16 protein-coding genes are annotated in these 14,515 nt (G+C 36.7%); 6 read left to right on the forward strand and 10 right to left on the reverse strand.

Annotated elements, in window-relative coordinates; all coding sequences use genetic code 11:
• Window positions 1–6: 6 nt before the first annotated feature.
• The gene (metQ, locus tag ACFJGY_RS01370) at window positions 7–810 is read left to right on the forward strand and encodes a methionine ABC transporter substrate-binding lipoprotein MetQ (protein ID WP_379967196.1); all 804 of its coding nucleotides are present in this window, start codon (window positions 7–9) and stop codon (window positions 808–810) included.
• A gap of 237 nt (window positions 811–1,047) precedes the next feature.
• Complete coding sequence (locus tag ACFJGY_RS01375) at window positions 1,048–2,112, forward strand: T9SS type A sorting domain-containing protein (protein WP_379967199.1); 1,065 nt, start codon at window positions 1,048–1,050, stop codon at window positions 2,110–2,112.
• Window positions 2,113–2,162: 50 nt separating this feature from the next.
• Here the strand turns inward: ACFJGY_RS01375 and ACFJGY_RS01380 are convergent, their stop codons facing one another.
• From ACFJGY_RS01380 to ACFJGY_RS01410, 7 genes are all read right to left on the reverse strand, one after another.
• A complete protein-coding gene (locus ACFJGY_RS01380; RefSeq protein ID WP_379967202.1) occupies window positions 2,163–2,615 on the reverse strand; it encodes a DUF6973 domain-containing protein in 453 nt (150 codons plus the stop codon).
• Between the two features lie 111 nt (window positions 2,616–2,726).
• Entirely contained in the window at window positions 2,727–3,584 is an 858-nt protein-coding gene (gene accD / locus ACFJGY_RS01385) for an acetyl-CoA carboxylase, carboxyltransferase subunit beta (RefSeq protein ID WP_379967205.1), read from the reverse strand.
• Between the two features lie 96 nt (window positions 3,585–3,680).
• Entirely contained in the window at window positions 3,681–4,748 is a 1,068-nt protein-coding gene (fbaA, locus tag ACFJGY_RS01390; RefSeq protein ID WP_379967208.1) for a class II fructose-bisphosphate aldolase, read from the reverse strand.
• Between the two features lie 105 nt (window positions 4,749–4,853).
• Window positions 4,854–5,726, reverse strand: coding sequence for an NAD kinase (locus ACFJGY_RS01395; RefSeq protein ID WP_379967211.1), 873 nt, complete (start codon window positions 5,724–5,726; stop codon window positions 4,854–4,856).
• A gap of 3 nt (window positions 5,727–5,729) precedes the next feature.
• Window positions 5,730–6,383, reverse strand: a complete 654-nt coding sequence (locus ACFJGY_RS01400; protein ID WP_379967214.1) for a CBS domain-containing protein — start codon at window positions 6,381–6,383, stop codon at window positions 5,730–5,732.
• 325 nt (window positions 6,384–6,708) lie between these two features.
• A complete protein-coding gene (locus tag ACFJGY_RS01405; protein WP_379967217.1) occupies window positions 6,709–7,242 on the reverse strand; it encodes an RNA methyltransferase in 534 nt (177 codons plus the stop codon).
• Between the two features lie 2 nt (window positions 7,243–7,244).
• Complete coding sequence (locus tag ACFJGY_RS01410; protein WP_379967220.1) at window positions 7,245–8,126, reverse strand: bestrophin family protein; 882 nt, start codon at window positions 8,124–8,126, stop codon at window positions 7,245–7,247.
• A gap of 126 nt (window positions 8,127–8,252) precedes the next feature.
• Here ACFJGY_RS01410 and ACFJGY_RS01415 point away from each other — a divergent pair, with 126 nt between their 5' ends.
• On the forward strand, window positions 8,253–9,779 hold the full coding sequence (locus ACFJGY_RS01415) for a helicase HerA-like domain-containing protein (RefSeq protein WP_379967223.1): 1,527 nt from the start codon (window positions 8,253–8,255) through the stop codon (window positions 9,777–9,779).
• A 57-nt stretch (window positions 9,780–9,836) separates the two neighbouring features.
• On the opposite strand, the gene ACFJGY_RS01420 is transcribed toward ACFJGY_RS01415, so the two are convergent.
• From ACFJGY_RS01420 to ACFJGY_RS01430, 3 genes are read right to left on the reverse strand one after another with little or no spacing between them, the layout of a single operon-like run.
• Window positions 9,837–10,352, reverse strand: coding sequence for a hypothetical protein (locus tag ACFJGY_RS01420; RefSeq protein WP_379967226.1), 516 nt, complete (start codon window positions 10,350–10,352; stop codon window positions 9,837–9,839).
• 39 nt (window positions 10,353–10,391) lie between these two features.
• On the reverse strand, window positions 10,392–10,955 hold the full coding sequence (locus ACFJGY_RS01425) for a DUF6705 family protein (protein ID WP_379967229.1): 564 nt from the start codon (window positions 10,953–10,955) through the stop codon (window positions 10,392–10,394).
• A 17-nt stretch (window positions 10,956–10,972) separates the two neighbouring features.
• On the reverse strand, window positions 10,973–12,694 hold the full coding sequence (locus ACFJGY_RS01430; protein WP_379967232.1) for a hypothetical protein: 1,722 nt from the start codon (window positions 12,692–12,694) through the stop codon (window positions 10,973–10,975).
• A 121-nt stretch (window positions 12,695–12,815) separates the two neighbouring features.
• Here ACFJGY_RS01430 and ACFJGY_RS01435 point away from each other — a divergent pair, with 121 nt between their 5' ends.
• From ACFJGY_RS01435 to ACFJGY_RS01445, 3 genes are all read left to right on the forward strand, one after another.
• On the forward strand, window positions 12,816–13,049 hold the full coding sequence (locus ACFJGY_RS01435) for a helix-turn-helix domain-containing protein (RefSeq protein WP_379967235.1): 234 nt from the start codon (window positions 12,816–12,818) through the stop codon (window positions 13,047–13,049).
• Window positions 13,050–13,081: 32 nt separating this feature from the next.
• On the forward strand, window positions 13,082–13,570 hold the full coding sequence (locus ACFJGY_RS01440; protein ID WP_379967238.1) for a hypothetical protein: 489 nt from the start codon (window positions 13,082–13,084) through the stop codon (window positions 13,568–13,570).
• 428 nt (window positions 13,571–13,998) lie between these two features.
• The gene (locus ACFJGY_RS01445; protein ID WP_379967241.1) at window positions 13,999–14,367 is read left to right on the forward strand and encodes a transcriptional regulator; all 369 of its coding nucleotides are present in this window, start codon (window positions 13,999–14,001) and stop codon (window positions 14,365–14,367) included.
• The last annotated feature ends 148 nt before the right edge of the window (window positions 14,368–14,515 follow it).

Below are 14,515 nucleotides of genomic sequence, written 5' to 3' on the forward strand. Positions count from 1 at the left end.
TTAAAAATGAATAAATTTAAAATAATTGCTCTGGCATTTGCTATCATCACATTATCAGCGTGTAACAAAAAAGAGTCAAATCCGAATGTTTTAAAAGTAGGTATCGCTTCCGGTCCGGAACAAAGTCTGGCAGAAGCAGCCAAAAAAGTAGCTAAAGAAAAATATGGTCTTGATGTAGAATTGGTAACATTCAACGATTATGTAGTTCCGAATGAAGCTTTAAACCAAGGTGATGTGGATGCCAACGCTTTTCAACATCTGCCTTACCTGCAAGAACAATCCAGACAACGTGGTTACAAACTGGCGGTTGTCGGGAAAACTTTTGTCTATCCAATTGTAGCTTATTCCAAAAAGATAAAATCAATATCTGACCTTAAACCCGGACAAACGATAGTAATTCCAAATGACCCGACCAATGGCGGAAGATCACTTTTATTACTTCAAAAACAAGGTTTAATTAAATTAAAAGACGGCGTTGGCTTGCTTCCAAAAGTGACCGACATTACAGAAAATCCTAAAAATTTCAGAATCCTGGAATTGGAAGCACCACAGATCCCAAGAGTTTTGGAAGATAAGGAAGTTGTGCTGGCGATCATCAATAATAATTTTGCGGCTCAGGCAGGGCTTGATCCTGAAAAAGAAGGTTTGCTCACGGAAGATAAAGAGTCTCCTTATGCAAACCTGATCGTTTCAAGAGAAGACAATAAAAATGATGAAAGGATTAAAAAGTTTGTAAAAGCATATCAATCTCCGGAAGTAGAATCCGTTGCCAAGCAAACCTTCAAAGGAGGTGCTGTGAAAGCGTGGTAAAACTTCCTATTTTATATCTAGTTTTTTTAAGTTGGCGATTCTTATGAATCGTCAATTTTTTTACTATTCAATAAAATTTCGATTATGCTGCAAAATCATCAAAATTAAACAACAAACAAAATAGACTGTAAGTCAATCCCATAAAGCAAAAACCTTCATATCCCCTTATTATGATTTAAATCATTTTGTTATTTTTATTAGTTCTAAATAAATAAGTTTGCAAAAAAATTAAATTATATGCTTAACAAATATCTTTATTTAGGATTATTAGGATTAGTCATTAATGTAAAAGCCCAGAACTGTACCCCTCAAACTGCGGGAAATAATGTCGGTGATAATGGATGTGTAAGTTTAACTTACCTAAACAAAACCGTATCCTATAAAACCGTGAGAGCAGCCGACGGATATGAATGGCTACAACAAAACCTTGGAAGCTCAAATGTAGCGACAACTATTGCTGATGAAGGTGCTCGTGGCGACTATTTCCAATACGGACGCTGGGATGATGGCCATCAATTAAAAACTTCCCAAACCAGCGAAACTTATCCAACGCCAAATAATCCTGTTGGTTTGGGAAACGGAACCTCAATTTTTTATATCGGAGGAGGAACGCCCTGGTCTTCTAATTATACAGGTTGGTTTGCCAATCCCGATCAAAACGATACCTGGTCTGCAAAAAACCTTTCCGAAGTGACTGAACACAACGGAATAGATCCTTGCAAAGCTATTGGTGACAATTGGGAAATGCCGTCAGAAGCTGATTGGGATCTTGTCATGACTAAAGAAAATATCTTTCCAAAACCGGCTGGAGCAACTACTGGCGGAATAGTAAGAGGTTTTGAAAGTAATCTTAAAATTGCCGGAGCAGGCTCCCGAAAAGACGCTTCCTGGGCTTTCGAAGGAACTCGTGCCTATATCTGGACAAAATCTGCAAGTGCCAATCCTAATTTTTACCGTTACGTTTATTTAGGAGCAGCAGCATCCAGTACAACAGGTTTTGGCGGCGATGCAAAAAGCTTCGGCTATTCTGTGAGATGTGTTAATAAGTCCAACAATACTTTGGCTGTCAATGATTTTGGTAAAACAGATTTTTCTTTCGGACCAAATCCGGCTGATAAATTCATTAAGATCCATACAGAAAACGCTTTGAAATCGGTAGAGGTTTTATCTATCACAGGACAGAAAATTTCTGAAACCAAGGAAAATACAGTAGATGTTTCCCGTTTAACAAAAGGAAATTATTTTATCAAAATAACTTTTGAAAACGGAAAAACGACGACTAAGAAATTCATCAAGAAATAAATTTCATTTGGAATTAATAATTGAAAAGAACGCCTTTTGAGCGTTCTTTTTTATTCTAAGTAGATCAAGATATCTCTAGCAACTTCTTCATCAACCGAAGTTATCAAAACCGCATCTTTTGTTTTTTTCTGAAGCTCCTCAATGAAAAAAGTGCTTTCAAAAAACTGGCGGTGAACGCTCGGCAAAAGACTCATAAAATAATCCATTCCAAGTTGATTGTTATGTAGATCCATTTTGGTTTCCAGAGGTTTGTTCGGGAAAAGATCTTCGTGCATATCAGTTAACCTCTTACACCATTTTAAAGACTTTTCCGGTGAAGAAACTTTGCAGAAATACATCATAATAATACAGCACCAGTAAGCGTGTCGGAAAGCGTTTCCGATACCACTGTTGGAATTGGATTCCGGATACAATTCTTTTGCTATTTTGAAAGCTTTGACACTTGCATAAGTATAAAGAAACGCAAACAACGGATGCATGAATCCAATGGAAAAAACCTTCAATAATTTATTAAAGGTTAAGGATTTTAATGCTCTGAAAAATATGCCTATAAATCTCATCAATAAAAAACTCTCCCAGATTTGAGAGAGTATATTTTTTGTTCAATAACTTAGTTAATGATATTCGTGGATCAAAAGTTTTACTGCTCTTGAAACTTGCTGTTTGATCTCAGTTCTTTTCACGATGAAATCTACAAAACCTTTTTCCTGCAAAAACTCCGAAGTTTGAAAACCTTCCGGTAAATCTTTACCAATGGTTTCACGAATTACTCTTGGTCCTGCAAATCCGATCAATGCGGTTGGTTCAGCAACAATCAGGTCAGCAGTCATTGCAAAAGAAGCGGTAATCCCTCCAAAAGTTGGATCCGTTAAATAAGCAATGTATGGCAAACCGGCATCAGAAAGCTGAACCAGCTTTGCCTGAACTTTCGCCAATTGCATTAGAGAATAAGCAGCTTCCTGCATTCTAGCTCCACCTGACTGACAAATGATCATATATGGTAATTTGTTTTTGATACAATAGTCAATTGCTCTGCGGATTTTCTCGCCCATTACAGACCCTAAAGATCCACCAATGAAAGCAAAATCCATACAGGAAACCACCATTTCCACACCATTCACTTTCCCTGTCGCATTACGGATAGAATCGGTGAGTTTGGTTTTGGACTTCACTTCTTTCAGACGGTCTGTGTAAGATTTGGTATCTTTGAATTTCAGGATATCCACACTTTCCACATCAGCATCCAATTCCTTGAATTTCTGATCATCAAAAAGCATATCAAAATATTCTCTACTTCCGATCCTTACGTGGAAACCATCTTCCGGGGACACAAAATTATTAGCTCTCAGTTCTTCAGCTTCTATAATTTTGCCTGTTGGCGTCTTATGCCAAAGTCCTTTTGGAACGTCTTTTTTGTCTTCCGTAGAAGTGGTAATGTTTTGTCCTTTCCTTTTAAACCAATCAAATGCCATTTTCTCTATATTATGTAGAATGTAGAATGTACAAAGTACAAAGCAATGTTATGAGAAATACATTATACTTTGTACTGTTTACTTTTTACAAATATTTTAAAGTGTATTAATATTGTTCAGGTCTTCAAAAGCCTGAGTCAATCTTTTAATATAAGTCTCTTCTCCTTTTCTTACCCAAACTCTTGGGTCATAGAATTTCTTGTTCGGTGCATCTGCTCCGGTCGGGTTTCCGATCTGATGACGTAGATATTCGATTTTCTCTGTCATATAATCTCTGATTCCTTCAGTGTAACCGAATTGTAAATCTGTATCGATGTTCATTTTTACAACACCGTAACCAATTGCTTCACGGATTTCCATTAAAGTAGAACCTGATCCACCGTGGAATACGAAATTCACTGGTTTCTCTCCCAATCCGAATTTTTGCTGAACATATTTCTGAGAATTGTCAAGGATTTTCGGTGTCAGTTTTACGTTTCCTGGTTTATAAACACCGTGTACGTTTCCGAAAGCTGCTGCAATGGTGAAATTGTCAGAGATATTTTTCAGAACTTCGTAAGCGTGCGCTACTTCTTCTGGCTGAGTATAAAGTTTTGAGCTGTCAACATCAGAGTTGTCAACACCATCCTCCTCACCTCCTGTTACACCTAATTCGATTTCAAGCGTCATTTCCATTTTCGCCATTCTTTCGAAATATTTTGCAGAAAGCTCCAGGTTTTCTTCAATTGGCTCTTCTGAGAAATCCAACATGTGGGAAGAATATAGAGATTTTCCGTTTTGTTTGTAATACTCTTCACTGGCGTCTAAAAGACCATCTACCCAAGGTAAAAGTTTTTTAGCACAGTGATCTGTATGAAGAATAACTGTAGCTCCGTAAGCCTCAGCCAAAGTGTGAATATGCTTTGCTCCGGCAACAGCTCCTAAAACTGCCGCTCTTTGATTATCATTGTTCAGGCTTTTTCCAGCGTTGAAGATAGAACCGCCATTAGAAAATTGAATGATTACAGGTGCATTCAGTTTCGCAGCAGTTTCCAAAGTTGCGTTTACATTACTAGACCCTATTACGTTAGCTGCCGGAAGCGCAAATTGCTTCTCTTTGGCATAATCGAATATTTCTGTTACTAAAGAACCAGTGGCAACTCCTGCCGGAAATTTTCTGCTCATTTTGAATATATTTTTAAGATTTTTTTTGAACGGTAAAGTTACTAAATTATTAACAATTTAAAGTTTTGAATTTTTAGTCTTATGCAAAGACTAATATTTTATGTGCTAATTCCTTTTATCATTTCCCCAAAGTAATTTTTGGCGAATGGTTTCGTAGAAACTGAATTTTTTGGGTTTGATGAGAAATAGGGAGAAATCTGCTTTTTCTATGGTAATTTCACTCCCGACTTCCATATGATAAAGCCTGGAATCCAAAGCTAAAGTATATTCCTGAACCCGGCTTTCCACAATTAATCTGATTTTCGCATCATCTTTTACAATGAGTGGGCGAACATTCAAATTATGTGGAGCAATTGGTGTGATAACAAAATTATCATTGGCCGGCGAAATAATCGGTCCGCCGCAACTTAAAGAATAAGCCGTAGAACCAGTTGGCGTTGAAACAATTAATCCATCGCCCCAGAAAACATTCAGGAAATCATCATTGATGTAAGATTCAACAGTGATCATTGATGTTGTCTCTTTTCTTGAAAGACTGACATCGTTAAGGGCAAAAGGAAAATCGATCCCGTTTTCTATATTCGTAGAGATCTTGATGACTGATCGTTCGCTAATATTATAATTTTTTTCGAGAATAATAGAATCCAATTCGTCAAAGATCTGATCCTTTCTGAAATTTGCTAAGAATCCTAATCGTCCCGTATTAACACCAATAATCGGAATTTCTAGATCCTGAATGAAAGTCAAAGCATTGAGAATTGTCCCATCGCCTCCAAAACTGAAAACGATATTGACATTTTTATCCCTAAGTTCATCCTTACAGGAAAACGTTTCGAAATCCTTAGAAAAATTGAGTCTTTCAGCCATATCAGAATGAAGAACCACCGAAACATCTCTGAGCGCCAATTCAGAAATGAACTTGTTGAGATACAGAAACGTATCAAGGTCTTTTTTTTGAGAATAGATAGCTGCCTTCATAAATTATATCTCCAAAAATTTCTGAAAAAACCCGAAACGGTCTTTCAACAGTTCTTCTTTCTCATCGTCATAATGTTTATTTACTACATTGTAGCCATATCTCTCAAAGGTTTCGTCTATTGAACTCAGATTTTCATTACTGATTTTGAGGGTAATTTCTATGCTGTCTTCTTTGATGGCACTGATGAAAGTTCCATAGATCTTTGCATTGTTACTTTCCACAATCTGAGAGATCTCTGTCATAGAATAATGCAAACCAGTCGTCTGAATCGTCAAAATTGCGCCATTCTCGGAAAACAAAGGATACTTTGAAAACTCATTGAAGATGTCATCACAGGAAATGTATCCCAGATATTTTTCTTCCTTGGAAATTACCGGGATTACATTCGCATTGAAAGTATGGAAAAGCTTTATACTGTCAAGAATACTGCTGTCCTCTATAATCGCAAACCTTTCATAATGAATATTGAGACTATCTAGTTTTCCTTCCGGGCTGTCTTCCAGAAAAGACTGACTGAGTCCGCCAAGGAAAACACCTTTGCTGACAATGAAAACATGAGAATACCCGAATTCTTTGGCAACTTCAGAAGCTTCTTCTATAGAATCTTTTCTGCTGAAAGCGGGATAATCTTTGGAGATGTAGTCTTTTATAAACATTATGCTAATTTACAAAAAATCCCTACCGGGAAAAGGTTTTAAAAAAAATTATAAATTTTTATAAAAAGTATTGCTTTGTATCAAACAAAAAATATATCTTTGTCGCCTTTCATTTTTACTTTTTATTAGATTTATTTCAAACTGCAGCACTTCATTGTGTTTGCAGTTTTTTATTTTATAATCTCTTGTATATTTATTAAACGCAAAGATTTATTAATTAATATCATATTTAAAGAAAACAAAAGATTATTTAAGAAGATTATGCTTTAAAAAATCTGTTGCAGATTCTTTTTAAAATTAGAACTTTGCGCAAAATTGATATTAATTAAAGACCTAAAGCTTTCGCAAATTCCCAGATTACAATCCCACCACAGACACTAACGTTCAAAGAATGTTTGGTTCCCAACTGAGGAATTTCTAAGAAAACATCTACGTTTGGTAAAGCTTCGTCGCTTATTCCATCGACTTCATTTCCTAAAATCAAAGCATATTTTTCATCAGATTTAATTTCAAAATCAGAAATCATCCGACTGTCTGACGTCTGTTCGATTCCGATGATATTGAAATTATCTTTCTTAATATTTTCAATCGCCACATTGATATCTTGCTCGTAGATCCAGTCCACACTTTCAGTTGCTCCAAGCGCGGCTTTATGAATTTCTCGGTGAGGTGGCTGAGGTGTGATGCCGCAAAGCACAACTTTCTGAATCAAAAAAGCATCGCCGGTTCGGAAGATTGCACCAACATTGTGCATACTTCTCACGCTGTCAAGAACTATAACTAAAGGGATTTTTTCTATTTTTTTAAAAGTTTCAACGTCAATACGTCCTAACTCTTCGAGTTTTAATTTTTTTGTCACGGTTAAGATTTATTTAAAATTAAATCAATGTTTCTTTCGATATTTTGTGCGATTGATTCCATCGGGATATCATTTTCATCGTTATTGAACGGATCTTCTATTTCTTCGGCAATCAGTTCCAGACTCATCAAAACATAATAGACAAACATCGTAATCGGAATCATAAAAAATCCAAGATTGACAACATTCGCAATCGGAAGCGCCAATACGTAAAAAACAATGAATTTTTTGATAAAAGATGAATAAGAATATGGAATCGGGGTATTTTTAATTCTCTCGCAACCGCCGCAAACATCAAGAAAACCAGACAATTGAGTATCTAGAAATAACATTTCCGTATCAGATATCTTTCCTTCTTTTTTGAGGTGAAAAAGTTTCCTGGTCAAGAGAAAAACCAATTCTGCCGGCGGATGATGTTTCAGTTCCTTTCTCAGATCTTCAAAATCTTCATCCAGAACCAGTCCCGTAGCTTCCTTCGAAAGATGAGTTGCTAATAAGTGAGGGAAAAATTTGAGATATTTTGCAATCTGAGTTTTCGTTTTAAGATCCTTATCATCCAGAATACTGCTGATCTTGATCATAAAATTTCTGCTGTCATTCATCAATTTTCCCCAAAGTTTCCTTCCTTCCCACCAGCGGTCATACGCAGTATTCGTTCGGAAAACCAGCAACAAAGACAAAACAAATCCCAGAAGAGAATGTAGCATTCCAATATGGCTTACTGTTGATTTTGATGTCAGATGCAGATATTCGATTTCCAGATAATACATCCCGTAAGAGTAGATTCCTACTAGCAGCATTGTTGGAAAAAGGATGCTCAGCGTATCACTTTTATGAAGACTGATCAGGATTTTCAGGAAATTTTTTGTGTTGTAAGCGCGCATACAAAGCCATTTGACTACAAAGATAATTTATATCAAATAAAAACTTAGGATTGCTATGTAATTAGTTCAAGTTTTAAAACCGGTTCTGAAAATTATTTTTAAATTTAAGCATTGAAAAACCAAACGATGGCTGATAAAGAAAAATTCATAACCGATCTCAACGCAAAATATAACCCGAAAGGAGAACACATCATTCTTGGAAAAGGAATGCTAAACGGTGAAATAATCACAGAAGTTAATGTCTCTATTCCACTGAAAACTGTTAACAGGCACGGCCTCATTGCCGGCGCAACAGGAACTGGAAAAACCAAGACACTGCAGGTTTTCGTAGAACAATTATCTCACGCAGGAATCCCGACTTTAGTAATGGATATTAAAGGTGATCTATCCGGAATCGCCGAATCCGGTGTTGAAAATGATAATATTAAAGAAAGATATTCAAAAACAGGATTACCCTATTCTCCACAGAATTTTCCTGTAGAACTAATGACCATTTCCGGCGCAAAAGGTGTAAAACTGAGAGCAACAGTCTTGGAGTTCGGACCTATTTTATTAAGTAAAATTCTTGGACTTAATGATACCCAGCAAAGTATAATGTCCATCGTTTTCAAATACTCTGATGACAAAGCTTTGCCTCTGGTTGATTTGAATGATCTGAAAAAAGTGCTTCAATATGTAACTGATAATCCAATTGGTAAGAAGGAATTGGCTGATAATTACGGCTCAATTGCGCCGGCATCGTTGGGCGCAATTCTACGATCAATTGTTGCGATGGAACAGCAGGGCGCAACTGCTTTTTTCGGTGAACCAAGTTTTGATGTTGAGGATCTTTTGCAGACGAGAGATGGAAAAGGCGTAGTCAATATTTTCCGTGTAGATGATATCCAAAGCAAGCCGAATCTCTTCTCAACCTTCATTTTATCATTGTTTGCAGAGATTTATATGACGTTTCCGGAAGAAGGCGACAGCGGAAAACCGAAGTTGGTTTTGTTTATAGATGAAGCACATTTGCTTTTCAATGAAGCGTCCAAAACTTTGCTTTCCCAGATCGAAACAATGGTAAAACTGATCAGATCAAAGGGAATTGGAATTTATTTTATCACACAGATTCCGGGTGATGTGCCGGAAAACATATTGAGTCAGCTTGGTCTAAAAATCCAGCACGCATTGAGAGGTTTCACCGGAAAGGACAAAAAAGAAATTGACAAAGCGGTGGAGAATTATCCAACGACCGAATTTTATAACGCCAGTCAATTGATCCAGAATCTGGGAATTGGCGAGGCTTTTGTAACAGCCCTTGATGAAAAAGGAATTCCAACGCCATTGGTCCAGACTTATTTGATTTCGCCGGAGAGCAGAATGGATATTTTGACTTCTTCGGAAATTGATGAATTGACAAGAAACTCGGCGCTGGTAAGAAAATATGAACAAAATATTGACAAGGAAAGTGCCTACGAGATCCTGAATAAAAGAATACAGGACAATACACAGACCGAAATCCCAACACCTACCAGAGGAAGAACCTCTCAGCCGAAAGAAGAACCGGGAATGTTCGAACAGGTCATACAAAGCCGGGCCGGAAAAACTTTTTTGAATACTCTGGCAAGGGAAGGCGCAAAATTCATTTTGGGAATGTTCAGCAAAAAAAGATAAATAATAGCTATCACCGTCAATTCTCCCAAATATAAAGCCTCAGCAATGAGGCTTTTGTTATTTATTATTATTAGCTACTATAAAAATACTTATTTCGAATTGTGTTCTTACTGGGATATTATAAATTTTTGCTGATGCCCAATGATCTAATTCTTTTAGCTTAAAAACTTCTTCAACAGCAGCTTTCGTATTGATATCAGTATATTTAAGAATTTCTATTTTTTCAAGATTATTGTTCTTTCCTACAGTTACACGAATACGATTTTCTCCTTCCAATGCATTTTTGGGAAGCTTAAAATTATTAAATAATACTTCTCGAAAATTATTTGCTCCTCCTTTAAATTCTGCCCAAGTTTTAACTTCATCAATAAAACAACTTAGATTTTCTCTTTTACATTTTTCAGAAAATTCATTTGATTTTTGATTTAACGAATCTATTATTTTAGATTCTTTTCCAGTTGGCGGAAGCTCTTTTATATTATCCAACGTCGATATATAATAACCCAATTTAACAGATTTTGCAGTACAGCTACAAAAGATAAATAATAGTAATATGAGAATCCAGTTTTTCATTATTATAGAATAAAGCCTCATTTCTGAGGCTTTTGTTATTTACTGTTTCGTTAACACAATATCCTTAGGAAAGTTAATGGGCCAGTCATTGTATTGTTCAATATAAGCATTATGCTGGCAGGTGTCATCCTTAAAATTTGGCAGATACTCCATATGCAAGGTCATTTGTGTTCCTGTAAAACTCATAATATCCAATGTTGCCTGCAACCTACACATATTCCTTGGATAAAAATACATACGTTTAATATTTCCATTTTTCAAATTTGTACTCATACCCCAAAATTCAGGATCTTGTAAATCAAAATTAGAAATCCTGTCAATTTCGACTATACCGTTTGAGGCAATAATTTTCCTCTCTCCATAAATTCTATCTTTATAATAAGAGCTGCTTCCAGAATTAAATGTTTTAATTTTCCTCAATTCTAAATAAATCGTTTTTCCATTCCAGCCTCCTTTCCAAAGGCCTACATATTTATTTAGTTCTCCATTTAAATCTTTATAATATGCATTATTTGGAACATCTCCTTTATAATCTAAGGGATATTCCTGTGCAAAATATAGTTGTGATATTATGATTGCAAATATTAATATTATTTTTTTCATTTCGTTTAATTTTAAAATTATGGACATTTTTTAGTTTTTCTGTTGCCATTTTCCAGATATATTTCTGTATTAGTTCCATTACTTTCGGTTTTATAGAGCTTCATACCTTGTATATTCATTTTGTCTTTTACAAATTTGAGAAATTCTTTTTCGAGCATATCCATATCAAAGTTTACATCACCACTTACATTCCCAACACTTTTAGCTTTGTCTAAATAATCATTTACTTGCTTCCTATTCAAATCATCAAACTCAGCTTGCGTATATGTAGGCAACTGGTTAGGCGTCATACTTGCATCAAACCTAAGCATATAATTGCCGTTACTTGTAACTAAGGTAAAGAAAATATTTTCTAAAGGAGGAATAGGAGTGCTCGGATTGGTTACCTGATTATTATTGTAAACATAATTAACCCATTGATTAAAGAACAAAATATCTCCTGGGGAAAATATAGGAAACAAACCATCATAATGTGAGTGCATAATCCCATAAGTATTTGCAAAAACCTTCATATCTACGTTATTACTACCCGGTATATTTTGAAGCAATTGGTTAAAAGCAGCATTGGGAGCAGGAAGATTGGTTCGGAAGCCACTTTCATGGTCATCCCCAGTTTTGCCTTGCAGATAGGTTACATTATTTTTATAGGTAGCATTATTATTAGTTAGTGATTTTATTTTTTTACAAATATCCTCCTCTGTTGTAATCACTACACCACCAGCGGGGGTGTCATCCTCATTGCCACAAGTAGGAGCCGCTATTCTGTTAGCAGTGAAGGCACCAGTGCATGCCACCATAATCGTATGAATACAATTATCTTCATCGTCCCAGCCATCACATTCTTCGCATTGCTCACCTCCTCCACCGGTTGACCCTCCACCAGTTGTTCCTCCACCCGTTGTTCCTCCACCTGTTGTGCCTCCGCCAGTTGTTCCTCCTCCAGTTGTTCCTCCACCCGTTGTGCCACCACCTGTTGTGCCACCACCTGTTGTGCCGCCTCCAGTTGTGCCTCCTCCGGTATCTGGATAACCTACAGGTCCACCAGTTCCAGTGGGACCATCACCTCCAGTTCCGCCACCGCCAGGATTTCCACCGCCGCCGCCAGTACCGCCACCGCCGGTTCCGCCGCCTCCACCGTTACCCGGTCCTCCTCCTCCTGGCCCTTGTGGATTGGTAGGACAATCCGGACAAGGAGGATCAGGAGGACACTTAGGAGTTCCGGTAAGATACGACACACTGCCTTCCAGATTCCCGTCCAAAGAATAATAATTCACGGTGCCCGAATATTTTAGGTAATCATTATTTCCCCTCTGCTGCCATTCGGAAGTGGGTACATATTCCACCACTTTGGCAGATGCTATATCCTCGCTGTTGTCTGCTTTCACGACCAGATTATAAGCTTCAGAGTCGTCTCCGGATTTTGGAAGTATGGGGAAAGTGTAATAAAGATCATCGCTTTCGTTTTTGCTTTCGATAATGTAGCTTGTGATGACATCCCCAAAGACGGTTTCCGTCTTCCCGGTGGCGGAAGAACGTTTTTTGAGAGGGACTTTGAAATTGTTTGTTTTCGCCTGCAACGCATTCATAATCTGCGGGATTTCAGATTCGGGGATGACCCGGAATTTCATAGCCTGCTGACTGCTGGAGTCATTGGGGTTAAAATTATCATTCCTGCAGGAAAACAGAAACAATAAAAATGCTAACGCAAAAACGCGTGCATTGCATAATTTTTTTCTCATAAGTGTGTTTTAAGTTGTTAAAAGTAATTTATTTTTTTCAAATATATAAAATAATTTTAAATAGCGCATATATGCGTTTATTATTTTATTAATCATCTCTCACTTTTGCTAAGTGAACAATGTGAGAGACATAGAATATATAAAGGCTTTTGGTATTAATCTTAAAAAATTAAGAACCGAAAATAAAATAGCTCAAGAAGAATTAGCCAATTCTTCAGATATACCAATTTCTCAAATAGGCAGGATTGAAAGAGGTGAAATAAATACCACAATCAGTACTGTTTATGCACTTTCAAAAGCGCTGAAAATAAACGTACAAGAACTTTTTAATTTCAATATAGAAAAGAAGGAATAATCAATTACTTAATCCAAAAAACACAAATCAACATGTCAAACCTTACCAACAATCGCCTAAACATTACGGCAACCCCCGCACAGATTGCTGCAGTGAAAACAGCACTTCAAACCATCCTTACCAACCTGCCATTTCTTATCGGTCTTACAACGGACGAGCGTATCAGCCTTCCTGCGATCGATGTGAGCAACAAAGCTTTTACAGAAGATGCCATCTCGGCAGGCGTCAACAATGCCAGCGTCTTGCCCGCCTACGTTGCTCCCTCTGTGATGCAAACCGACCTCAGCCTCTTCAGTCAGCTGGATGAGGTGATTGCTCTCGTAAAACAACTATTGGAAAAACTGGAGGATACACAGCTGCTTGCCGGCAGCGAGGCTTACGTGGGCGCACTGACCCTATACAAACTTTTTGCATCCGCAGCAGAAGCCGGCGTGCCGGGAACCGACAGCATCTACAACCAGCTGAAACAGCGTTTCGCCGGGCAGGGCGGCGCAGGAACACCTCCTACCAATCCCGGATAGATCATAAAAATTAACAGGCAATAGTCGGAAAGTTTACAAAAACATTTTCCGACTTTTTTTTTAATATTTTTTGATTGTCCGTGCAAGCTGCCAACTATGTTATAATTGGACTAAGCAAAATATTTTCCGGCAACGAGTTTAGAGTCACTAAATTTAATTATAAATCATTTTATTGGTTAATTAAACCAACTAAATTATGCTTAATAACCAAGTAATATGGTTATAAAACATTATTTATTATATATTTTAAACCAACTAAGTTGGTTATTAAGCATAATTTAGTTATTTAAAAAACACATTAATATTGTGTTTTAAACTAACCTAGTAGGTTTTTAAACCAGAATTAATATCAAAAAACACCAACTGAGTTGGTTATATAAACCAATTTACAAGAATTTATTTTAAATTTGCTCAACAATACTTCGATAATGATAGAGTTAAAGAAAAAATATCTTGAAAAGCGACTGGATGATCCGCCTGCCTTGGGTAATTTTATCAATTGGCATTTCAAACAAAACAATACCAGGAAAAAGGAAATCTCTACTTTTCTGGATATTTTGCCAACAACGCTCAACCAGTATTTCAAACAACCCTCATTTCAGTTTGGGATCCTCTGGCGCATAAGTCAGGCGGCGAACCATAACTTCCTGATGCAGCTTGGCGAACGCCTGGGTATAGATTACCAGACTAAAAAAGAAAAAGAACTGCTAGAGCTGCTTCAGGAGAAGGATGCAGAGATCAATAGTCTAAAAACGCAGTTGGGCGTTTATAAACAGATTCATAAAATAGAAAGCTAACAATGGTAAGGTTGCAAATAATTTAAAAAGCATGTTGCTTTTTTTAAAAAAATTGATAGTTTAGCAATTATATCAGAATCTGCATAAAGTTGCATTGAATAATAAATAATGCTTTTGCAATTGTAAAAAAAATCAGAACAATAAATCT

It is taken from the genome of Epilithonimonas sp. UC225_85 (genome assembly GCF_042695135.1).
GTDB lineage: Bacteria > Bacteroidota > Bacteroidia > Flavobacteriales > Weeksellaceae > Epilithonimonas.